General features: G+C 69.0%; 19 protein-coding genes. 9 read left to right on the top strand and 10 right to left on the bottom strand.

Features of this window, described 5'->3' with window-relative positions; all coding sequences use genetic code 11:
• Positions 1 to 5: 5 nt before the first annotated feature.
• Positions 6 to 1,208: a chorismate synthase gene (aroC, locus tag ACRC20_RS08430; protein WP_438685913.1), complete on the bottom strand. Its 1,203-nt coding sequence runs from the start codon at positions 1,206 to 1,208 to the stop codon at positions 6 to 8.
• Between the two features lie 75 nt (positions 1,209 to 1,283).
• Complete coding sequence (locus tag ACRC20_RS08425; protein ID WP_438685912.1) at positions 1,284 to 1,901, bottom strand: prepilin peptidase; 618 nt, start codon at positions 1,899 to 1,901, stop codon at positions 1,284 to 1,286.
• A gap of 194 nt (positions 1,902 to 2,095) precedes the next feature.
• Here ACRC20_RS08425 and ACRC20_RS08420 point away from each other — a divergent pair, with 194 nt between their 5' ends.
• The 6 genes from ACRC20_RS08420 to ACRC20_RS08395 all read left to right on the top strand — a co-directional run bounded on the left by ACRC20_RS08420 (position 2,096) and on the right by ACRC20_RS08395 (position 7,727).
• Positions 2,096 to 3,487 carry an oxygenase MpaB family protein gene (locus ACRC20_RS08420; protein WP_438685911.1) on the top strand — a complete coding sequence of 464 codons (1,392 nt, stop codon included), beginning with the start codon at positions 2,096 to 2,098 and terminating at the stop codon, positions 3,485 to 3,487.
• Positions 3,469 to 3,804 carry a 2Fe-2S iron-sulfur cluster-binding protein gene (locus ACRC20_RS08415; RefSeq protein WP_438685910.1) on the top strand — a complete coding sequence of 112 codons (336 nt, stop codon included), beginning with the start codon at positions 3,469 to 3,471 and terminating at the stop codon, positions 3,802 to 3,804. The genes ACRC20_RS08420 and ACRC20_RS08415 overlap by 19 nt, the downstream gene beginning before the upstream one ends.
• A gap of 9 nt (positions 3,805 to 3,813) precedes the next feature.
• Positions 3,814 to 4,629, top strand: a complete 816-nt coding sequence (locus ACRC20_RS08410) for a crotonase/enoyl-CoA hydratase family protein (protein ID WP_438685909.1) — start codon at positions 3,814 to 3,816, stop codon at positions 4,627 to 4,629.
• The gene (locus tag ACRC20_RS08405; RefSeq protein ID WP_438686198.1) at positions 4,620 to 5,522 is read left to right on the top strand and encodes a carbohydrate ABC transporter permease; all 903 of its coding nucleotides are present in this window, start codon (positions 4,620 to 4,622) and stop codon (positions 5,520 to 5,522) included. Before ACRC20_RS08410 ends, ACRC20_RS08405 begins: the two co-directional genes overlap by 10 nt.
• A complete protein-coding gene (locus ACRC20_RS08400; RefSeq protein ID WP_438685908.1) occupies positions 5,509 to 6,336 on the top strand; it encodes a carbohydrate ABC transporter permease in 828 nt (275 codons plus the stop codon). The genes ACRC20_RS08405 and ACRC20_RS08400 overlap by 14 nt, the downstream gene beginning before the upstream one ends.
• A gap of 119 nt (positions 6,337 to 6,455) precedes the next feature.
• The gene (locus ACRC20_RS08395; protein WP_438686197.1) at positions 6,456 to 7,727 is read left to right on the top strand and encodes an ABC transporter substrate-binding protein; all 1,272 of its coding nucleotides are present in this window, start codon (positions 6,456 to 6,458) and stop codon (positions 7,725 to 7,727) included.
• Here the strand turns inward: ACRC20_RS08395 and ACRC20_RS08390 are convergent.
• From ACRC20_RS08390 to ACRC20_RS08365, 6 genes are all read right to left on the bottom strand, one after another.
• Positions 7,714 to 9,285, bottom strand: coding sequence for an amino acid permease (locus ACRC20_RS08390; protein WP_438685907.1), 1,572 nt, complete (start codon positions 9,283 to 9,285; stop codon positions 7,714 to 7,716). The two genes, ACRC20_RS08395 and ACRC20_RS08390, sit on opposite strands and share 14 nt — an antisense overlap.
• Before the next feature lie 71 nt (positions 9,286 to 9,356).
• Positions 9,357 to 10,922, bottom strand: a complete 1,566-nt coding sequence (locus tag ACRC20_RS08385) for an amino acid permease (RefSeq protein ID WP_438686196.1) — start codon at positions 10,920 to 10,922, stop codon at positions 9,357 to 9,359.
• A gap of 216 nt (positions 10,923 to 11,138) precedes the next feature.
• Positions 11,139 to 11,951 (bottom strand): serine/threonine-protein kinase, encoded by an 813-nt coding sequence (locus ACRC20_RS08380; protein WP_438685906.1) that lies wholly within the window; start codon positions 11,949 to 11,951, stop codon positions 11,139 to 11,141.
• Between the two features lie 58 nt (positions 11,952 to 12,009).
• Positions 12,010 to 12,315, bottom strand: coding sequence for a putative quinol monooxygenase (locus ACRC20_RS08375; RefSeq protein WP_438685905.1), 306 nt, complete (start codon positions 12,313 to 12,315; stop codon positions 12,010 to 12,012).
• 50 nt (positions 12,316 to 12,365) lie between these two features.
• Complete coding sequence (locus tag ACRC20_RS08370) at positions 12,366 to 13,307, bottom strand: oxygenase MpaB family protein (protein WP_438685904.1); 942 nt, start codon at positions 13,305 to 13,307, stop codon at positions 12,366 to 12,368.
• A complete protein-coding gene (locus ACRC20_RS08365) occupies positions 13,304 to 13,960 on the bottom strand; it encodes a TetR/AcrR family transcriptional regulator (protein WP_438685903.1) in 657 nt (218 codons plus the stop codon). Before ACRC20_RS08365 ends, ACRC20_RS08370 begins: the two co-directional genes overlap by 4 nt.
• Before the next feature lie 64 nt (positions 13,961 to 14,024).
• On the opposite strand from ACRC20_RS08365, the gene ACRC20_RS08360 reads away from it, so the two are divergent.
• On the top strand, positions 14,025 to 15,200 hold the full coding sequence (locus ACRC20_RS08360) for a low temperature requirement protein A (protein WP_438685902.1): 1,176 nt from the start codon (positions 14,025 to 14,027) through the stop codon (positions 15,198 to 15,200).
• Between the two features lie 126 nt (positions 15,201 to 15,326).
• Here ACRC20_RS08360 and lat read toward each other — a convergent pair whose 3' ends face one another.
• Positions 15,327 to 16,703, bottom strand: coding sequence for an L-lysine 6-transaminase (gene lat / locus ACRC20_RS08355; RefSeq protein WP_438685901.1), 1,377 nt, complete (start codon positions 16,701 to 16,703; stop codon positions 15,327 to 15,329).
• A gap of 89 nt (positions 16,704 to 16,792) precedes the next feature.
• Positions 16,793 to 17,341 (bottom strand): Lrp/AsnC family transcriptional regulator, encoded by a 549-nt coding sequence (locus ACRC20_RS08350; protein ID WP_438685900.1) that lies wholly within the window; start codon positions 17,339 to 17,341, stop codon positions 16,793 to 16,795.
• Between the two features lie 17 nt (positions 17,342 to 17,358).
• On the opposite strand from ACRC20_RS08350, the gene hglS reads away from it, so the two are divergent.
• Both hglS and amaB read left to right on the top strand, forming a co-directional pair.
• Entirely contained in the window at positions 17,359 to 18,741 is a 1,383-nt protein-coding gene (gene hglS / locus ACRC20_RS08345) for a 2-oxoadipate dioxygenase/decarboxylase (RefSeq protein WP_438685899.1), read from the top strand.
• Positions 18,738 to 20,315, top strand: a complete 1,578-nt coding sequence (gene amaB, locus ACRC20_RS08340; protein ID WP_438685898.1) for an L-piperidine-6-carboxylate dehydrogenase — start codon at positions 18,738 to 18,740, stop codon at positions 20,313 to 20,315. The genes hglS and amaB overlap by 4 nt, the downstream gene beginning before the upstream one ends.
• The last annotated feature ends 106 nt before the right edge of the window (positions 20,316 to 20,421 follow it).

Below are 20,421 nucleotides of genomic sequence, written 5' to 3'. Positions count from 1 at the left end.
ACCTTTCATGAGACAGCGGTGTCGTGACGAAGCCGCTCGTGTATCTCTCGAAGATACCCTTCAGCGTTCCGTTTCGTCTCCGTGAGGCTGTCGCCGCCGAATTTCGCCAGCGTGGCGCGGGCCAGCACCAACGCCACCATCGCCTCGGCCACCACACCGGCCGCCGGGACGGCGCACACGTCGGAGCGCTGGTGGATTGCCGTCGCGGCCTCGCCGGTCGACATGTCCACGGTGCGCAGCGCCTTCGGCACGGTCGAGATCGGTTTCATCGCCGCCCGGACCCGCACCGGCTCGCCATTGGTCATCCCGCCCTCGAGGCCGCCCGCGCGGTTGCTCGACCGGGTGACGGAGCCGTCGGCTCCGAAGATCTCGTCATGCGCTTGGCTGCCGCGCCTGCGCGCGGTCTCGAAGCCGTCGCCGACTTCGACGCCCTTGATGGCCTGGATGCCCATGAGCGCGGCGGCGAGCTGCGCGTCGAGGCGCTCCTCGCCGCTGATGAACGACCCGACGCCGATCGGCAGTCCGTGGGCGACCACTTCGACGACCCCGCCGAGCGTGTCGCCGTCCTTCTTCGCCGCCTCGATCTCCGCGATCATCGAGGCCTCCGCCGCCGCGTCATGGGTGCGGACCGGGCTCGCGTCGATCTTCTCCAACAAATCTGCGGTGGGCGGCTCGCCCGCGTAGGGCTCGCTCGCGCCGATCGAGACCACGTGCGAGAGGACTTCCACGCCGAACGCCTGGCGCAAAAACGCCTTCGCCACGGCGCCTGCCGCGACGCGGGCCGCCGTCTCGCGGGCGCTCGCGCGTTCGAGCACCGGCCGCGCGTCGTCGAAGCCGTACTTCAGCATCCCCGCGAAATCAGCGTGCCCGGGGCGCGGCCGGGTGAGCGCCCCGCCTCGGGCGCTCTGGCGGACGGCTTCGACGTCCACCGGGTCCGGGGCCATCACTTCTTCCCATTTCGGCCACTCGGTGTTGCCGATCTGCACGGCGATCGGACCGCCGAGCGTGAGGCCGTGGCGGAGGCCTGCGAGCAGAACGACCTCGTCCTTCTCGAAGCTCATCCGCGCGCCGCGCCCGTAGCCGAGGCGACGGCGCGCGAGTTGCTCGCCGACACCCTCAGAGGTCACAGCGACACCGGCGACCATTCCTTCGAGCAGGGCGATCAAAGCCCGGCCATGTGACTCGCCTGCAGTCGTCCATCGCAACACGCCGACCATTGTCTCATTCGTCGCAAACGCCGAACGAGGACGCTCGGAGAATCCGTCAGACGAATCGTCGCTTCGTCAAACCCAGGCCGCCGCGAGCACCGCGTATGCGGCGAGGCACATCGAAGCCCCATGCGCCACTGTGCCCGGTGGCGCACGTCGCCGCCCGAGTAGCACGACGATCGCGAAAAAAGCGCTGATCAGCGACGACAACAGCGCGACGAGGAGCACGGCAAGCGGATGGACGGCTGCGCAGAGCGCGCCGAGACCGAGCGCGAGCTTCACGTCTCCTGCCCCCATCGACCTCGGCGAAACGAGGTGGATCACAAAATAAGCGCCCGCGAAGCACAGCGCGCCGACAAGCGCGGCCCCGCCCCGCCCCAGGACCGCTGCCGCCGCCACACACCCCAACGCGCCGGGAAGCGTGAGCGCGTCGGGCAGCCGCCGGACGGACAAGTCTGCGACCGAGAGGCAGACCAGCCACCACACCACGGCTGCAGCCGCGCAGAGCCTGGAGATGGCGCTTGGACCGAGCAGAGCACCCGCGCCGAGCGCGGGCAGCGGCGCGAAGCACAGCGCGCACCCGATCTCGCACCACCAGCGCGGAGCCGCAGACCCGAGCAGCGCCGCCCCGGCCTGGCCCGCGACGAGGCCGCAGCACGCCGCCGCGGCAACCTCGATCACGAACAACGCCATAGCCACATCCTCCGCTCTGCCGACCTGGTTCTCGGCCGGTTTGCGGCATTTGTGGAATTCGTTCCTCGCCCTGTGGACAACCGCCGGGGCGACAGCTCCAGGAAAAGGACATCGTGACGGATATGTCCCACCGCATTGCGCATATAACGATGTCTTACTATGCTGTGGAGCACAGACGTGAAATGGAGCGCCACATGACACAAGACCTCGCCGAGCGCAACGAGAGCGGCAGCGCGGGCCAGCACCCGTTCGACTACTACTGGCGGACGGGCATGGAGCTGCGCCCGAGGCCGCCCCGCCAGAGCTTCGGCGACTTGTGGACCTACGCGCGGCGCGGCCAGCTCGTGCCGTGGATCGATTTCCAGGAGACGCCGAGGGAGACCGAACTCGTCAAGCTGGTGCTCGACCACCACTGGCAGGGGGACCAGCTCATGGACGCGGTCGTCGCGCGGTTCCGCGAGATCGGCATGGCCGAAGGGCGCAAGCTGCTCGAACAGGCACTCGACCACGGGATCGACTCGATCGAGAACCCGCCCGAGGAGCTGGTCGACCTGTTCGCGGAGCTGGACAACCCGCCGGACTGGCACGACCCGGTGGTCGCGGAGCGCGGCAGGCAGCTCTGGGCCGACACCTCGCTCGCCGGGAAGATTGGCATGGGGATCGGCGACGTCTTCGGGACCTTCGTCGGCGACGAGGTCGCCTACGCGACCGGCGCGACCGGACGGTTCGTGACCGACTTCGGCCGCAGGAACCTCGAGACGAGCACCTGGTTCCTGCACGTCACGGTCAAAGACGGGCTCAGCCGCCACGGCGTCGGGTTCAAGGACACCGTGCGCCTGCGGCTCATGCACGCCCAAGTCCGCGCGGGCTTGCGCCGGTCTTGGGGGAACGAGGCCGGGACGCCTGCGGGGTTCGCCCACCACGGCAACCCGATCTCCGCCGCCATGGTCATGATTGCCGCCACCACCTTCGGCCTCCAGTCGTTGCTCATCGACCACCAGCACGGGCGCAAGCGCACCTGGGCCGACCTGGACGCGACGATGGCCTACTGGGCGTATATCGCCCATGTCCTCGGCGTCCCCGACGAGATCATCCCGCGCAGCGCCGCGCAGGGCATCGAGATCATGGACTACGGGGTCGCCCACGCGGGCGGTCCTTCCGAATGGACGGAAGCCCAAGTCGGCGCGGCGGTCAACGGCAAGGGCCGCGCGGGCCGCGTCAAGCAGGCGGTCATGACCCCCGTCCTTGGAGTTTTGGCCTACTACGGCGGCACGCCCATGGTGCGGGCCATGCTGCGCGGCACCGATATGCAGGACGCGCGGTTCGAGCCGTGGATCCTCCCCTACCGGGTCTTCGCCCACGCCAACGTGACGCTCCGACGCGTCCTCGACCTGCTTCCCGGCGCGCGCAGGCGGACCGCCGAGAGGAAAGAGGACCTGCACTGGCGCGCGCTCGTCCGCATCGGCAAGCTCTCCGCCCGGCGCGAAGGAGTGCAGGAGGCCTCATACGACCACCACAACGCGACCGCGAGCATCGCGCCGGGGGCCGCGATCCCGAGGATCGGCAAATGCCCGATGGGGCATTGATGCGATTGTTCAAACGGCGTCACGTCGAGCCCGTCCCGACAGCCGACCCGGCCGAATGCTTCGAGGTCGAGCTGCGCCAGTCCGGGATCACCGTGACCGTGCCGCCCGGGCTCTCCGTGCTCGCCGCGATTCGCGCCAAAGGAATCCATATCGAGTCGATGTGCGGCAACGGGATCTGCGGGACGTGCCAAACGCGACTGCTCTCGGGGCAAGTCGAGCATCGGGACGAATTCCTCACCGACGACGAGCACGAGCGGTTCATGACGCCCTGCGTCTCGCGCGCACCTGCCGGAGGGCATGTCGTCCTCGACCTTTAGGCTAAACGCATGACCGACACCGTCGCAGCCCCTTTGGTGCTCACCACGATCGACGAGCAGAACATCGCGCATGTGACCATCAACCGTCCGGAGAAGCGCAACGCCCTCTTGCTCGGCTCGTACCCGGCGCTCGCGAAAGCGTTCCGCGACCTGCGTAAAAACCGCGAGGTCCGCGCCGTCGTGTTCTCCGGGGCCGGGGCGAGCTTCTGCTCGGGCATGGACACCTCGGTCTTCACCGACTCAAGCCCGGCCACCACGTTGCGCCGCCTCCTCGCGACGGTCACGACGGCGAACTTCTTCCAAGCGCCGATGTGGGAGATGCGCAAGCTCCCGGTGCCGATCATCGCCGTCGTCCGCGGGCACTGCTACGGCGGCGGGCTGCAGCTGGCGCTCGCGGCCGACTTCCGCATCGCGGACCCCACCGCCGAGTTCTCTGTGCTGGAGACCAGGTTCGGGATCATCCCGGACCTCACCGCCTCGCTCACGCTGCCTGAGCTGGTCCGCGCGGATGTGGCCAAACGCCTCGTGATGACCGGGGAGTTCGTGAAGCCGGAGCTGGCGTTGCAACTGGGACTCATCACCGAGTTGGCCGACGACCCCCAGGCGAAGGCCCTTGAGCTGGCCCGGGAGATCTCGAACCGCTCCCCGGACGCCGTCGCCGCCGCCAAACGCCTCTACCAAGGCGTGTGGAACCGGGGCGCGCGGGCCTCGCTGCTCGCCGAGCGGTTGATCCAGGCCCCGCTGCTCGCGGGCAAGAACTTCCGCGTCGCGACCAAGGCCTACGCGCAAAAGACCGCTCCGAAATTCCATCGCCGATCCTGGTGAGCAAGCGCCGGGGGCAGCCGACGGGCGCGGCGTTGGCGTCTCAATCGCCGACCGGCTGGTTGTTCATCGCCCCGAGCCTGTTCGGGCTGGGGGCGTTCATGCTGCTGCCCGTGCTCGCGGTGCTGTGGCTGTCCACGCAAGACTGGGACCTGATCGGGCCGAGCCGTTTCGTCGGCCTGCAGAACTGGCGGGCGGTGCTCGCCGACCCGCAGTTCGGGCACTCCCTGCTCGTCACCCTCGCTTTTGTCGCTGTCGTCGTGCCCGCGCAGACCGCGCTGGGACTGTGGGTCGCGACGCTGCTCACCAAGGGCCTGCGCGGCTCTTCGGCGTTTCGGACGATCCTCGCCATCCCCTGGGTCTGCGCGCCGCTCGCGATCGCGCTCATCTGGAAATGGCTGCTCTCCCCGACGGACGGCGCAGTGAACGCCCTCTCGGGCGAGCGGGTCGAATGGCTCACCGACCCGAGCCTCGCCTTCCCCGCCGTCGCCGCCGTGAGCGTGTGGTCGCAAGTCGGCTACGTCGCGTTGTTCTTCGTCGCGGGCCTCTACGCCATCCCCGAGGAGCTCGGGCAGGCCGCGTACCTCGACGGCGCCACTTCGCGGCAGCGGTTCTGGCGGATCACCTTCCCGCTCCTTCGCCCGACCCTCGTGTTCGTGTCGTTGACCGGGGTGATCAACGCGGTGCAGATCTTCGACCTCGTCTACGGGCTCACCAGGGGCGGTCCGAGCGGGAGCACCGACCTCGTCGCGCACCGGCTGTACGCCGAGGCGTTCGAGGTGGCCCGTCCGGGGCGGGCCGCCGTCATGGCCATCGTCCTGGCGCTCGGGCTCATCCTCATCACGGTGGCCGCCCGGCGCGCCACGGAGCGCAAGGGCGCCTATGCGCTCCGATGACTCGAAACTCGACGCGTTGCGCGCGTACCTGGTTCTAGGCTTCGCCGCCCTGCTCGTCCTCGCCCCGTACGGACTGTCGGTGCTGACCTCGCTCAAGACCCCGCAGCAGTACTTCAGCCGTCCCCCGCTCGACATGCCAGACCCGGCGACCTCGGCGAACTACTCGGCGCTCGGCCAGGCGGGCTTCGGCCGCGCCGCGCTGGTCACCGCGCTCGTCGTCGCGTTCCTGCTGCTCGGCCAGATCGCGTTCTCCGCGATGGCCGCCTTCGCGTTCGCGCATCTGCGGTTCCGGGGCCGCGAAACCCTGTTCTGGGTCTACCTCGCCACGCTCATGGTCCCGCCGATCACCACCGTCGTGCCCTGGTACTTGCTCATGGGCGAGCTCGGGCTGCGCGGCACGTTCTGGACGCTCGTGCTGCCCTACGTCTTCGGCTCCCCGTACGCCGTCTACTTGCTCCGCGAGAACTTCCGCCAGATCCCCGAAGAGCTCATCACCGCCGCGCGGCTCGACGGGGCGAACGCCTTCGACGTGTTCTACCATGTGGTCTTGCCCGTCTCCCGTCCGATCCTCGCCACGCTGGCGCTCATCACGGCGGTCGCGAACTGGAACGGCTTCCTGTGGCCGCTCATCGCCACGTCCGGGCCGAAATGGCAAGTCTTGTCGGTGGCCACCGCGAACCTGCAGGACCGGGAAATCGGGAACTGGACCTTGGTGACCGCCGCGACCACGGTCGCGATCCTCCCGCTCCTCGTCTGCTTCCTCGTGGCCGGGAAGCATATCGTCCGCTCCATAGCCCTCACGGGGTTGAAATGATCTCTTTCCCGCTGCCCAAACGGCGATCTCCTTCGTTGTCGTCGCCTCGCGTACACCACCCCCTCCCCCGTACGCGTCGGCTCCTTCCGCCTTGGACCTCATCCGTCTGGACGAGCGGGCTGAAGCCGTCCACCAAAGGACTCTTCGCCTTTGCCGCCGCGTTCGCGCTGCTCATCAGTACTGTCGTGTGGCTGGGCCGGGAACCCTCCGACGGACGTGTCACCGTCACCGTGCGGCTGTGGGACAAGCAGGTCGCCGCCGCGTACCGGACCTCGCTCGACGAGTTCGAACGCCGCCACCCGCAGATCCATGTGGAGCTGCGCCTGGTCGCCTACACGAACTACGCGATCAAGCTGCGCACCGACATCGCCGGGGACGGCGCGGACGACCTGTTCTGGGTGGACGGGACGTATTTCGCGAATTACGCGGAGGCCGGCAAGCTCCGATCGGTCGACGACGCGCTCGGCGCCGAGGCCAAAGCCGCCTGGGCGCCTGCGGTGGTCGAGCAGTTCAGCCGGAACGGCACGCTCTGGGCGGTGCCGCAGCTCTGGGACCCGGGGATCGTCCTGTACTACAACAAGGCGCTGCTCGCCAAGGCCGGCGTCGGCGCGGACGAGCTCGCGGCGGCGAGCTGGGACCCCGACCCGGCGAAAGACACGTTCCTGCCGCTCCTGCGCGAGCTCGCCGCGTCTGGCGCATGGGGGCTCGGCGCCTTCGAGGACCTCCAGGGCACCATCATGCCGTTCGTCGGGTCTGCGGGCGGACAGCTGCAAGACGGCGACCGGTTCGCCTTCGAGAACCCCAAGGCCCAAGGCGCGCTGCAATACATCGTCGACCTCGTCAACCGTTGGCATGTCGCGCCGTCGGCGGGAGACACGAACCTCAATCCCGGCTTCACGTTGGACCAGTTCTTGCACGGCAATCTCGCGCTCTTCGAGTCCGGGCCGTACACCCTCGCCACGATCCGGCAGAACGCCGCCTTCGACTGGGGGATCGCCGTTGCTCCTGCGGGGCCTGCCGGGCGGGTGACCGTCACGAACGGGATCTCGGTGGCCTTGAACGCTCGCTCGCCCCATCCGGAGGCCGCCCGCGAGACGCTGGCCTGGTTGGGCTCAGCGGCGGGCAACGCGCCGCTCGGCGAGAGCGGGGCCGCCGTCCCCGCGGTCACCGCCGCCACCGCCAGCTGGACCGAGCACTGGCGCGGCCTCGGGGTGGACACCGGACCGTTCTTCGCCGTCCAAGCGCGCATCCCTGCCCCGCGCGGGGCTCGTTACTCGGCGGCTGCGCAGGCAGGCAAGCCGATCTTGGACGAGATGTTTTTGGGGCGGTTGCCCGTCCCGGAGGCCGTCCGCCGCTACGACGAGACCGCCAACGCGATCACGAGCCCGTAGTCTCGGGTCGGTCCTTGAGCGGCAGCCGGTCCGAGTCGACCGGCAAGTTCGCCACCACGGGGAATTGGCCGGTGTAGCCCATCCGCTCCTGCGCGATCGCGTTCACCCGGTCCCGCAGCAGGAACCAGCCGAGGATCAGGATCGGCAGCAGGAAAACGAAGAACGCGCCGACCGTGACCGTGCCCTCGTACCTCTTGATCCATACCGTCTCGGTGTTCTTCGGCAAGGCCATGAGCACCGGCACCAGCACCAGGAAGAGGAGCGTGGCGTAACCCGTGTACGGCGCCCCCGGCATCCGGAACGCCGGACGTTTGACCAAGCCCTGTTTGCTCAGCTTGTGGAAACGCAGCTGGCACAGGATGATCGAGCCCCAGCTGGCGATGATGCCGAGCGAAGCCATCTCGGTCGCGATGCTGAACACCTCGGCCGCATCTCCCAAGCAGTAGTTCAAAATCACCCCGACCAGGGCGACGCTGCTGGTCAAGAGGATGCCGGGGTACGGGACTCCCCTGCCGGAGATCCCGGTCATGAACGACGGCGCGCTGCCGTTCATCGCCATCGAGCGGATGATCCGGCCCGTGGAGTACAGCCCCGCGTTGAGGCTGGACATCGCCGAGGTGATCACCACCGCGTTCATCACGTCCCCCGCGTGGGGCACATGGATCAGGGAGAAGAACGTGACGAACGGGCTGCCGTCGCCGTACCGCGTGTACGGGGCCAAGAGCGCGAGGAGGACCAGCGAGCCGACATAGAAGACCGCGACCCTGGCGATGACCGAGTTGATCGCCTTCGGCATGACCTTCTGCGGGTCTTTGGCCTCGCCCGCCGCAGTGCCGACCATCTCCGAGCCCGCGTACGCGAAGACGACGGTGGACAGCACGAGCAGCAAGGGGGTGAAGCCCTTGGGCAGCCAGCCGCCAGAGCTGGCCACCATCTCGAAGCCGGGCCGCCACGTCTCCTGCTCCCCCTCCACGCCGAGGCGGTAGCCGAAGACGAGCACGATCAGGCCGACGGTGAGGAAGGTGGTCAGCGCGACGACTTTGACGAGCGCCGCCCAGAACTCCATCTCGCCGAACCACTTCACCGAGATCATGTTCACCGAGAGCACGATGGCCAGCGCGGCGAGCGCCCAGACCCACGACGGCACCGCCGACGGCGGCACCCAGCGCCCGATGTAGGCCGCGACGGCGCTGGTGTCGCCGATGCCGGTCATCGCCCAGTTCAAAAAGAACATCCAGCCCACCGCGTACGCGGCCTTCTCGCCGAGGAACTCGCGCGAGTACGAGACGAACGAGCCCGACGACGGGCGGTGCAGCACCAACTCGCCCAGCGCCCGCAGGATGAAGAAAAGGAACAACCCGCAGAGCCCGTAGACGATGAACAAGCCGGGGCCGCGCTCGTGCAGCCGCAGCCCCGAGCCGAGGAACAGCCCTGTGCCGATCGCGCCGCCAATGGCGATCATCTGGATCTGCCGGTTCCCGAGCCCCTTGTGGTACCCCTCGTCCTCCTGGGACAAATACGAGGTGTCCGGCCTGCCCTGATCGATGGTGACGGTCAAACTCTATTCCTCACGTCCTTCGCTCGTGCCTGTTGTCGGCGCGTCGCATCTGCGGACGCTCTTTCCCGAGCCTAGTCCCCTGCCGAGGGGGCCTCCTCCGAGTGCCCCTTCTCATGCTTGCCGTGGTGCGCGCCCGCGCCGAGATGGCGCGGGTCTTCGTGGTCTTTGAGCGGGATGTGCTCGGGGTCGACGGGCAGGTTCGCGATGACCGGGAACTTGCCGGTGTAGCCCATCCGCTCCTGCGCGATCGCGTTCACGCGGTCTCGAAGGAGGTACCAGCCGAGGACGAGGAGCGGCACGAAGACGAAGAAGAACGCCGCGACGGTGATCGTGCCCTCGTACTTCTTGACGAACTCGGTCTCGCCCGACTTCGGCAGGCCCATGATGACCACGACGGCGGCGAGGAAGACGAGCGTGGCGTAGTTGCTGTAGGGGGCCCACGGCATCCGGAACGCCGGACGAACCGCCAAGCCCTGCTTCGCCAGCTTGAAGAACTGGAGCTGGCAGATGACGATGGAGGCCCAGCCGCCCATGACGCCGATCGAGGCCATCTCGATCGCGATGCTGAACACCTCTTTCGCGTCCTGCAGCAGATAGTTGAGCACCACGCCGATCACGGTGAAACAGCAGGTCAACAAGATGCCGGGGTACGGGACTCCGCCGGAGTTCATCTTGCCGAGGGACTCGGGGGCGCTGCCGTTCATCGCCATCGAGCGGACGATCCGGCCCGTGGAGTACAGCCCCGCGTTGAGGCTGGACATCGCCGAGGTGATCACCACCGCGTTCATCACGTCCCCCGCCCACGGCGCGCCGAGGCTGGAGAAGAACGTGACGAACGGGCTGCCGCTGCCGTAGTTGAGGTACGGCACCAAGAGCGCCAGGAGCACCACGGACCCGACGTAGAAGAAGACGATCCGCAGGAGCACCGCGTTGATGGCCTTCGGCATGACCTTCTCCGGGTCTTTGGCCTCGCCCGCCGCAGTGCCGACGAGCTCCACCGCCGAATACGCGAAGACCACGCTGGAGAGCACCACCAAGAGCGGGAAGAGCCCGTGCGGGAACCATCCGCCGGGGCTGCTCGACACCATGGCGAAGCCGGTGTGCCACTGCGCGACCGGCGCGGGCTTCTCGCCCGGCGGCGTGTACGCGCTCAGATCCATGCCCCAGATGAGCACGACGACCGCGATGACCAGGAAGGTGACGAGGGCGATGACCTTGATGAGCGCCGCCCAGAACTCCATCTCGCCGAACCACTTCACCGAGATCATGTTCACCGAGAGCACGATGGCCAGCGCCAAGAGCGCCCACGTCCACCCCGGCACGACGTCGGTCTTCACCCACCGGCTGATGTAGCCCGCGATGGCGCTGGTGTCGGCGATCGAGGTCATGGCCCAGTTCAGGAAGACCATCCAGCCCACGGCGTACGCGGCCTTCTCGCCGAGGAACTCGCGCGAGTACGAGACGAACGAGCCCGACGACGGGCGGTGCAGCACCAACTCGCCCAGCGCCCGCAGGATGAAGAAGACGAACAGCCCGCAGAGCCCGTACGCGATGAACAAGCCCGGGCCCGCGCTGTGCAGCTTGAGGCCCGCCCCCATGAACAGACCGGTGCCGATGGCTCCCCCGATGCCGATCATCTGGATCTGCCGGTTGCCGAGTCCCTTGTGGTATCCCTCGTCCTCCCTGGTCAAGTACGAGTTCGCGGGAGCCGCCGGAGGGGCCTCATCTGTCGATGCGGTCAAGCTCTGTCCTTAGGATCGAAGTGAAAATAAAGTGCCTTGACGATATCGCGTCATGTGACGCATGCCTAACTTCGGATGTTAACACCATGTGACATCTCACTATGGCGCATATCACTCGATGTCGCAATACGAGAGCACGCGCACGAGGACGTCCGCGAACTCCCCGCAACTCGGATAGCGCGCGCCGGGCGCTTTCGCGAGCGCCTTGTGCAGCACCGAGTCCACTGCGGGCGGCAGCCACGGGGCGCGGGACCGCGCGCTGGGCGGCGGCGATTTCAAATGCGCCCCGGCCACGGCCCATGTGGTCCCCTTCGGGAACGGCGGCCTCCCGGTCAACAGCTCCATCGCGCTCGCGGCCAGCGCGTACTGGTCCGTCGCGGGGCCGAGCGGGCCGTAATCGCCCCGGCGCGCGGTGAGCAGCTCGGGCGCGGCGTACGGCAGCGAGGCGAGGCGGTTCGCGTGGCCCGCCCCGTCCCGGATCTCCTCGGCGGAGCCGAAATCGCTGAGGAAGACCAGAAAATCCGGGTTCGCGACAACCAGCAGGTTCGCAGGCTTCACGTCAAGGTGCACGATCTGACGGGCATGCGCGTAGTCCAGGGCAGAAGCCGATTCGCGGAGCAGCGTCCCGACCCTGTCGAGGTCTGGAGCCTCCCCCCGCTTCGGGACCAGGGCCGAGGCGCTGTGCTGCGCGACGACGGGGAAGCTGAGCCACATCGTGCCGCCCGCCTCGCCCAGCTCGGTCGGCACGAGGATGTTCGGATGCTCCAAATGGCGCGTCACCACGTACTCGTGCGCGAATTGCGTCCGCTCGGCGGGATCCTCCGCGTACTGGGGGATGAGGATCTTGACAGCCTCGAACCTGCGGGTCAGCGGCTCACGGACCGCGTAGACCTCGGCTCGGCCGCCCCGACCGAGGAATGCCACGACTTGCCGGTCGGCGAACCAGTCGCCAGGGGCGAGCAGCCGCTCGCCGCGCTGCGGGTCAAACAGCGGACTTCGCGGGATCTCCCGCCTCGACGGGCTTCAAGAGCTGGACGTTCGAGTCGAGGATCGCGTCGTCGAACAACGGGCGCAGCTTGTGCAGCACCGGCCCGGCCAAGTGCGCTTCGAGCTCTTCCCTGCTCGCCCAGCGCTCGACGAACACGAACGCCGCCTCGTTCTCGTTGAGGCTGTACAGCTCGCAACCCGGCTCTTGGTGCGTCGCGGCGACGGCTTCGAGCAGCGCGGCGCGGACCTCGTCGCGACGCTCGGGCTTCGGGGTGAGGACGGCGACCACGACAATGCTCATAGCAGGAACTCCTCTCAAACCGAGGCTCCGGGCGAGCACTCCCCTCCAGCCTAGCCTGGCCGCCCCGCGCCCGAAGAGGGCTCCGCCTGTTCGCGAGAGCGCTCCATGCCCCGCCACGCCGTCGGGATGTACCGCCATCGCTGCGGCAGCAACCGCCAGCCCGAGCGCACCGCCCTGCGGAAGAGCGCGAACGCCAGCTCGTCCCGCCGCCGCCAGTCCCAGCCAAGGATCTCCCGAGCCTGCGGCGGCATAGTCCCGGTCGTGACCCAGCCCCCGACCGCCATGACCGGGTACCGCACCAGTGGCCAGAGCGCCGAGGGGACGAACGGCGGGGCGGGGACCTTCTTGCGGTGGATGTCCCTCGCGAAGTCCGTGGTGAAATTCCGCCCGAGCACGTCGCGGAGCATGTGCGCCCAGTAGCGTTGGAAGTCCTCGTAGCTCCCGAACGCGGGCCGCTCGCTCATCCCGTAGAGCCGCCACCACGACAGCCCTTCCGCCACGATCTGCCGCTTCTGCTCCTCGGTGAAGGGCGTGCCGAACAATTCCTGGGTGGCGATGACCGACTCGTAGAAAGTCACATGGGTCCACCAGTAGACCTCCGGGTCCATCGCGTGGTACCGGGCCCCGTCGTCCCCCGTGCCTTTGATGGGCTTGTGGAAGTCGCGCACGGTCGCGGCGCGCTGCTGCGGGTCGTCGCCGTAGATCATCATGTGGATCGGCTCGACCGAGCGGCGGAAGCGGTCCATCGGGTCGGCGAAGAAGTTCGAATGCTGCCGCAGGGCGGCGTCGAGGACCGGGTGCATGTTCTGCAACGTCCCCGCCCTGCCGAGGATGAGGAACGAGCGGATGTCGCCGAAATGCCCCCAGGTCAGGGAGCCTGGGCCCAGTGGGGCGGACACGTCCCACGACTCGCTCTTGGCGTAGGCCGCAGCCGCGGCGCGCGCGACGGAGTTCCCCCGCGCCCAGCTTTCCTCCTGCGATATCGCGGTCATGCCTTTCCTCCGTCCGTCGACGACGCTCCCCCGCTCCGCAGGGTTTGGCCCACTCCCGGCCACAGCAGGCGCAGCGTCGTGTCGACCACCTCGCCCTGTGGCGTCTCCGGGTGCTGCGCCCACCAGTCGGCCACCGCGATCACCGATGCGACAAGCACGGCGGCCGAGACCTCTCGCCCGGTCCCCCCGACCGGCCCAAGGAGGGCGGCGGTCCCGCGCCTCGCGAGCTCGCGCATCCGCTGCGCGGCCTCCGCGACGTCCGGGTCGGCGGCGGAAGCCCCTTGGAAGATCCGCGCCGCGAGCGGGCGCTCGACAAGAAAACAGAAGTACACCTCGAGGGAGGCGCGCATTCGCTCCTCCGACGAGGCCCCGCTGCGGGCCTGCTCGGCGATCCGCGCCAGCAGCAGCTCGGTCTCCTCGGTGAGCAGGAACAACATCAATGCTCTTTTCGAGGGGAAATGGTCGTAGAGGACGGGCCGGGCGACTCCGGCCCGCTGCGCGATGTCGTTCATCGAGACGCTGTCGTAGCCCTGCTCGACGAACGCGGCGCGGGCCGCTTCGAGGACCAGCTCCCTGCGCTGCGGCCCCTTCAGGCGGCGTTGCCGAGCCGCCGGGCGGCTCGGGGCCGCGAGTTCCGTCGCCTTAACCGACATATATGTAGGTTAGCACGTCTCGCGGCGACTTGCCTGAGCGCTGCCGGATTGCCACACTCATGCCATGGGATTGCCCTTCCTGCCCCGACCACGCCGCATGACCGCCCGCGACCCCGGCGAGGAGCACCGCGTCTCGACCCCGCTGGAACTGCTTTTCGACCTGTGTTTCGTGGTCGCTGTGGCGGGCGCGGCCACACTCTTGCACCACCAGCTCTCCGAAGGGCACTGGGAGCACGGCGTGCTCGTCTACGGCCAGCTCTTCTTCGCGATCTGGTGGGGATGGCTCAACTTCAGCTGGTTCGCCTCCGCCTACGACGTGGACGACCTCGTGTACCGGTTGACCGCGATGGTGCAGATCGCCGGGAGCCTGGTCCTGGCCGCGGCCGTGTACCTCCCCGAGGCCACCAGGGAAAGCGTCATGATCGCCGGGTACGTCCTCATGCGCCTGGCCATGGTCTCGCAGTGGCTGCGCGCGGCGGCCAGCGACCCCGAGCACCGAGCCACCGCCCTGCGCTACGCCGTCGGCATCACGCTCGTCCAAGCGTTCTGGGTCGGAGCCCTCTTCCTGCCGGGCGGGCCGTTCGGGCCCGTCTGCTTCTTGCTCGGCGCCGCCTTCGAGCTCGCCATTCCCGCCCTCGCCGAGTGGAAGTCCGCCACGCCGTGGCATCCGCACCACATCGCGGAGCGCTACGGCCTTTTCACCATCATCGTGCTCGGCGAGGCCGTCGCGAGCTCGGCAACGGCCATCCGCGAAGGCGTGGTCGAGGAGCGCGCGGCAAGCGTCGAGCTCACCTTGGCGGGCTCCGCGCTGGTGATCCTGTTCGCGATGTGGTGGATCTACTTCGAACGCCCGGTGCACAACCGGCTCACCGGCTTCGGCCCCGCTCTGACGTGGGGCTTCGGCCACTATTGGATCTATGCGAGCGGCGCGGCCGTCGGAGCCGGGATCGGCGTGCTCAGCGAACGGCTGTCCCACCACGAGCACAACCTGCTGAGCGGGCTCGCGCTCACCCTCCCGGTCGCCGTCTACGTGCTCGGGGTCTGGCTGCTGCAATTCGAGCGCTCCACCGTGCCGAGGTTCGTCTCGGCCAGCTTCCCGGCTGTCGCCGCGCTCGTGCTCGCGAGCGCTTTCACACCGTGGCCCGAAGTCCTCACCGCCGTCCTCATGGCAGCCCTCGTGCTGCTGCTCACCACGGCCTGCGCGCCGCAGAGCCACGAGGCCCGCGCGGTCGGCGAATAAAACCCACCGGGCGCTGCGGTACAGTCCGTCGTCAAACGCTGGACATCGAGGAGGGGTTGTCGTGCGACGCTTTATCAGACTTTTCGCCACGCTCGCCGTCGTCGTGTCGCCAGCCTTCGCGACGCACTAACCCTTCGAGGCCCGGCCAAGCGCGCGGTCGAGGGCTCCGAGCGCGAGCGCCAGCTCCTCCTCCGTGACAGTGAGCGTCGGGCGGAAGCGGATGCCCCGCTCCCCCGTGCCGAGGATGATGACCTGCTCTTTCGCGAAGAGGTCGGCGACGACGGCGTTGCGCGTCTCGGCGCTCGGCAGGTCGATCGCGCACATCAGGCCCCGCCCGCGCGGATTGGACACGAGGCCCGGATGGCGTTCGGCGAGGTCCCGCAAGCCATCGAGCAGCCCCTCGCCGAGGCGCGCGGCGCGCTCCGCCAAATGCTCGGCCTCGATGACCTCGTAGATCCGCCGGGCGCGCACCATGTCGACGAGGTTCCCGCCCCAGGTGGAGTTGATCCGGGAGGAGACGCGCATCGCGTTCGTCGCGAGCTCCTCGACCCTTCGGCCCGCCATGATGCCGCAGACCTGGGTCTTCTTGCCGAAGGCGACGATATCCGGCTCCAGGCCGAGGCCGAGGTGCGCCCACATCGTGCCGGTCATCCCGACGCCGGTCTGCACCTCGTCGAGGACGAAGAGCGCGTCGTGCTCGACGCAGAGCCCCTGCACGGCGCGCAGGAACTCGGGCCGCAGGTGCCGGTCGCCGCCCTCGCCCTGGATCGGCTCGGCGATGAAACAGGCGATATCGTGCGGATGCGCGGCGAACGCCGCCCGGATCTGCCCGAGGGCGCGCTCCTCGGCGGCCTCGACATCGGCGAGCCCGGTGTGCGGAGCCTCGATCCGGGGCCAGTCGAACTTCGGGAAACGGTCCGTCTTGGCCGGGTCCGTGTTCGTGAGCGACATCGTGTAGCCGCTGCGCCCGTGGAAGGCGCCCGCCAGGTGCAGCACCTTTGTCCCGAGCGGCTCGCCGTCCGGGCCGAACCTGCCCTCGGCCTCGTTTCGCTGGCTCTTCCAGTCGAACGCCACCTTCAGCGCGTTCTCCACCGCCAGCGCGCCGCCGTCGATGAAGAAGAGCCGCGGCAGCTCGGGGACGCCGAGGACTCGGCGGAACGTCGCGACGAACCGGGCCATCGGCGTGGTGTACACGTCCGAGTTCGACGGCTTGTTGAGCGCGGCGCGGCCCAGCTCGGCGACGAACGCCTCGTCCTCCGCGAGCGCCGGGTGGTTCATGCCGAGCGCGTTGGAGGCGAAGAACCCGAACATGTCCAGGTAGCTCGCCCCGTCCCGCTCGTCGACGAGCCAGCTCCCATGGGAGCGCGCCAAGTCGAGGACGAAGGGGAAACCGTCGACCAGCTGCGACTTCGCGAGGGAGTCGAGGACCTGGCCCGGTTCGACGTCGGAAGCTGCCGAGGCGGCTGCGGAGGAGCCTGTGTCAGAGGAGAAAAGCGCGGTCATGCAACTACTCTAACAAAATTTTTACGCCATTCCTATGGAAATACCGGAAAAATTTTCACAAACTTGGCGTGGTGCGCTACAGTTTCACGTCAGAGGCCCTGCGCGTGGTCGTAGAATGTCTGGAGGATGATGGTGCTCCGGGTGCTCACTGCGGCCGTGGAGCGGATCTGCTGCAAGAGACGCTCCAGCTCGCGGGGCGAGCCGGTGCGGACGAAGAGGACGTAGCTCTCCTCGCCCGCCACGGAATAGCAGGCTTGGACCTCGGGAATGCTCCTGAGCAGCTCAGGAGCGGTATCCGGAGCGGAAGGATCGAAAGGCGTGATGGCGACGAAAGCGGCGAGCGGGCTCCCCAGCGCCTCATGGTCGACGGCGGCCGTGTACCGGGTGATCACGCCTTTCGCCTCAAGCCTTCGCACACGGGACTGCACGGCGGAGACGGACAGCCCAGTCGCTTTGGCAAGCTCGGCGAGCGTGGCCCGTCCGTCCGCCACGAGCTCGCGCACCAGCAGCCGGTCCACCGCGTCGATCCTTGTCGGCTCCGCCGACGGGTCGACACGGGCGGGTTCGGGCTGCGACGCGGTCGCGGGAGCCTCGGACGGAATGGCCGGGGACAGGGGCGACAAAGACTCAGAGGGCATGGAGTGAAGGGTAGGAGATGATCGAGCCGCACGCATTACGAGCCCGCTTCGCGGAGCGCCTCTCGGCGCATTACGGGGTCGAAGTGCCCGCGTACACGACACTGGTGGACGTCGTCGACGAGGTGAACCGGGACTGGTGGTCCGAGCGGGGCGCGTCCCCCGGGGCCGAGGCGCTGGGCGGCGCGGGCAGAGTCGGGGCCGAGCGCCACGGCGCGATCCGCGTCGGCACCCCCGCCGAGCTCGCCCAGGCCGCGAGGATCTTCGCCGGGTTCGGCATGTTCCCGGTCGGGTTCTACGACCTGCGCGACGCGCGGCCCGTCCCTGTGCCCGTTGTCTCCACCGCCTTCCGCCCGATCGACCCAGCCGAGCTGGAGCGCAACCCGTTCCGGGTGTTCACCTCCATGCTCGCCACGCGCGACCCTGCGTTCTTCGACTCCGGCCTGCGTCCGCGGCTGGAGGCGTTCCTCGCCCGCCGCCAGCTCTTCCCCCCGCGCCTTTTGGAGCTCGCCGACCGCGCGGCGGACGAAAGAGGCCTGCCCGAGGAGAGGGCGGAGGAGTTCGTCACGCTCGCCGCCAAGGCGTTCGCGCTCGGCTCCGAGCCGATCGACGGCCCGTGGTATCGCGAGCTGGAGTCGATCTCGGCGGTGGCGGCGGACATCGGCGGCATCGGTTCGACGCATATCAACCACCTCACGCCGAGAGTCCTGGACATCGACGAGCTCTACCGCCGCCTCGCGGCTCGTGGGCTCAAGATGATCGACGAGATCCAAGGCCCGCCGCGCTGGGACGGGCCGGATGTGCTCTTGCGGCAGACCTCCTTCCGCGCCCTGGACGAGCCGAGGACCTTCCGCGAGGCGGACGGGACGGTCCGGCCGGGAAGCCTGCGGGTCCGATTCGGCGAGGTCGAGGCGCGCGGGATCGCGCTCACCGAGGCGGGCCGGGACCGCTACGACCAGGCATTGGCAGCGGCGGACCGGCTCCGCGCCGCCGAGAGCCTGACGGGCCAGGAGGCGGCGGCGCGCGTGTGGCCGGAGTTCTTCCCCGCCACCGAGGCCGAACTGGCCGAGCTGGGGCTCGGCTTCTTCACGTACCGCGTCGAGAACGGGGCCGCGCGCGCCGTGCCGATCGTCTACGAGGACTTCCTGCCGCGCAGCGCGGCGGGCATCTTCCAATCGAACCTGGACGAGGAGGCAAGCGCGCCGTCGCTGCCGCCGGAAGCCGACTACAACCAGGACTGGCTCTCCGGAGCCATCGGCCGCGACATCCTCGACCCCTACGAGCTCTACCGCGCGCAAGAGCGGGCTTCCCGCGAAGCTGTGGCCGCCGAGCTCGGCCCTGCCCACCCCTTCACCACAGGCGCCTCCACCACAGGCGCCGACCAGATTGGAGCCGCCATATGACTGCCACCACGACGCCTTCCCAAAGCGCTTTGGGCGAGCTGGCCGCGACGTCGTTCGCCGCGCTCGGCGTCCGCGAGCACGTCGGGCCTTGGCATTTCAGCGCCACATCGGAAGGCATCGGGGCACTCCCCGTTCGCACGCCGATCACGGGAGACCTGCTCGGGTCCATCGGGGCCGACCACTTCGGAGCCGTCGTCGGCTACCGGGCGGCCATCGAGGCGGCGCACCACGCCTTCCCGCGCTGGCGCGACGTGCCCGCCCCGGCCCGAGGCCACGTCGTGCGCAGACTGGGCGAGCTGCTCGTGGAGCACAAGGAGGCCCTTGGCAGGCTCGTCACGCTCGAAGCCGGGAAGATCGCCACAGAGGCGCTCGGCGAAGTGCAGGAGATGATCGACGTCTGCGAGTTCGCGGTGGGACTCTCCCGCCAGCTCTACGGCAAGACGATCGCCTCCGAGCGCCCTGGGCACGCGCTGCGCGAGACCTGGCACCCGCTCGGGGTGGTCGGAGTGATCTCGGCGTTCAATTTCCCGGTGGCGGTGTGGGCGTGGAACGCCGCGATCGCGCTGGTCTGCGGGGACACCGTGGTGTGGAAGCCGTCCGAGTTGACCCCGCTCACCGCCGTGGCCTGCCACGGACTGCTGCGCCGGGCGCTGGCCGACACGGGCCACGACCCCGACGTGCACCAGTTGATCCTCGGCAGGCGCGAGGCGGGCGAGGCCCTGGTGGACGACCCCCGCGTCGCGCTCGTCTCGGCCACCGGGTCGACCCGGATGGGCCGGGAGGTCGGCCCCCGCGTCGCCGCGCGGTTCGGCCGCAGCCTCCTCGAGCTCGGCGGCAACAACGCCGTGGTCGTCGCGCCGAGCGCGGACCTCGACCTCGCGCTGCGCGGCGTCGTCTTCTCCGCCGCGGGCACCGCCGGGCAGCGCTGCACCACTCTGCGCAGGCTCATCGTCCACGAGAGCGTCGTGGACGCCCTCGTCCCCCGGCTCGTCGCCGCGTACCGGGGGCTGCGCATCGGCAATCCGCTGGACGAGGGCGTGCTCGTCGGCCCGCTCATCCACCGGGGCGCGTACGAGGGCATGGCCGCCGCGCTCGGGCAGGCCAAGGCCGAGGGCGGGGAGCTGCTCGTCGGCGGGGAGCGCGTCGAGGGAATCGACGGGACCGGGGAGGACTCCTACTACGTCTCCCCCGCGATCGTGCGGATGCCGGGGCAGAGCGCCGTGGTGGCCGCCGAGACCTTCGCGCCGATCCTGTACGTGCTCGCGTACTCCGAGCTGGACGAGGCCATCGCGCTCAACAACGCCGTGCCGCAGGGTCTCTCCTCCGCCATTTTCACCAACGACGTCCGCGAGGCGGAGCGCTTCGTGTCGGCCTCGGGCTCGGACTGCGGCATCGCGAACGTCAACATCGGCACCTCCGGGGCCGAGATCGGCGGCGCGTTCGGCGGCGAGAAGGAGACCGGCGGCGGGCGCGAGTCCGGCTCGGACTCCTGGAAGGCCTACATGCGCCGCTCCACGGCGACAGTCAACTACTCGACGGAGCTACCGCTGGCCCAGGGCGTCAACTTCGGCTAGCCGAGCCCAACAGGCGATCTGCGGCGTTGTTCCTCGCCTCGCGCACCCACACCGCCTCCGTGCGCCACGGCTCGGTACGCCTTGCAGCTCATCCCATTGGCTCTCG

It is taken from the genome of Segniliparus sp., from assembly GCF_051660745.1.
Taxonomy (GTDB): domain Bacteria; phylum Actinomycetota; class Actinomycetes; order Mycobacteriales; family Mycobacteriaceae; genus Segniliparus.
The sequence above is the reverse complement of the archived record's forward strand: the minus strand, read 5'-3'. Positions and strand labels throughout refer to the sequence as shown.

Bases quoted from the DNA above. Each gene is read 5' to 3' on its own strand.
- ACRC20_RS08385 (WP_438686196.1), bottom strand. From the start codon at position 10,922: ATGATCGGCATCGGGGGAGCCATCGGCACCGGTCTGTTCATGGGGGCG.
- ACRC20_RS08375 (WP_438685905.1), bottom strand. From the start codon at position 12,315: ATGAGCATTGTCGTGGTCGCCGTCCTCACCCCGAAGCCCGAGCGTCGC.
- lat (WP_438685901.1), bottom strand. From the start codon at position 16,703: ATGACCGCGCTTTTCTCCTCTGACACAGGCTCCTCCGCAGCCGCCTCG.
- ACRC20_RS08425 (WP_438685912.1), bottom strand. From the start codon at position 1,901: ATGGCGTTGTTCGTGATCGAGGTTGCCGCGGCGGCGTGCTGCGGCCTC.
- ACRC20_RS08400 (WP_438685908.1), top strand. From the start codon at position 5,509: ATGCGCTCCGATGACTCGAAACTCGACGCGTTGCGCGCGTACCTGGTT.
- ACRC20_RS08350 (WP_438685900.1), bottom strand. From the start codon at position 17,341: ATGCCCTCTGAGTCTTTGTCGCCCCTGTCCCCGGCCATTCCGTCCGAG.
- ACRC20_RS08370 (WP_438685904.1), bottom strand. From the start codon at position 13,307: ATGACCGCGATATCGCAGGAGGAAAGCTGGGCGCGGGGGAACTCCGTC.
- ACRC20_RS08410 (WP_438685909.1), top strand. From the start codon at position 3,814: ATGACCGACACCGTCGCAGCCCCTTTGGTGCTCACCACGATCGACGAG.
- hglS (WP_438685899.1), top strand. From the start codon at position 17,359: ATGATCGAGCCGCACGCATTACGAGCCCGCTTCGCGGAGCGCCTCTCG.
- ACRC20_RS08420 (WP_438685911.1), top strand. From the start codon at position 2,096: ATGACACAAGACCTCGCCGAGCGCAACGAGAGCGGCAGCGCGGGCCAG.
- amaB (WP_438685898.1), top strand. From the start codon at position 18,738: ATGACTGCCACCACGACGCCTTCCCAAAGCGCTTTGGGCGAGCTGGCC.
- ACRC20_RS08415 (WP_438685910.1), top strand. From the start codon at position 3,469: ATGCCCGATGGGGCATTGATGCGATTGTTCAAACGGCGTCACGTCGAG.
- ACRC20_RS08365 (WP_438685903.1), bottom strand. From the start codon at position 13,960: ATGTCGGTTAAGGCGACGGAACTCGCGGCCCCGAGCCGCCCGGCGGCT.
- ACRC20_RS08360 (WP_438685902.1), top strand. From the start codon at position 14,025: ATGGGATTGCCCTTCCTGCCCCGACCACGCCGCATGACCGCCCGCGAC.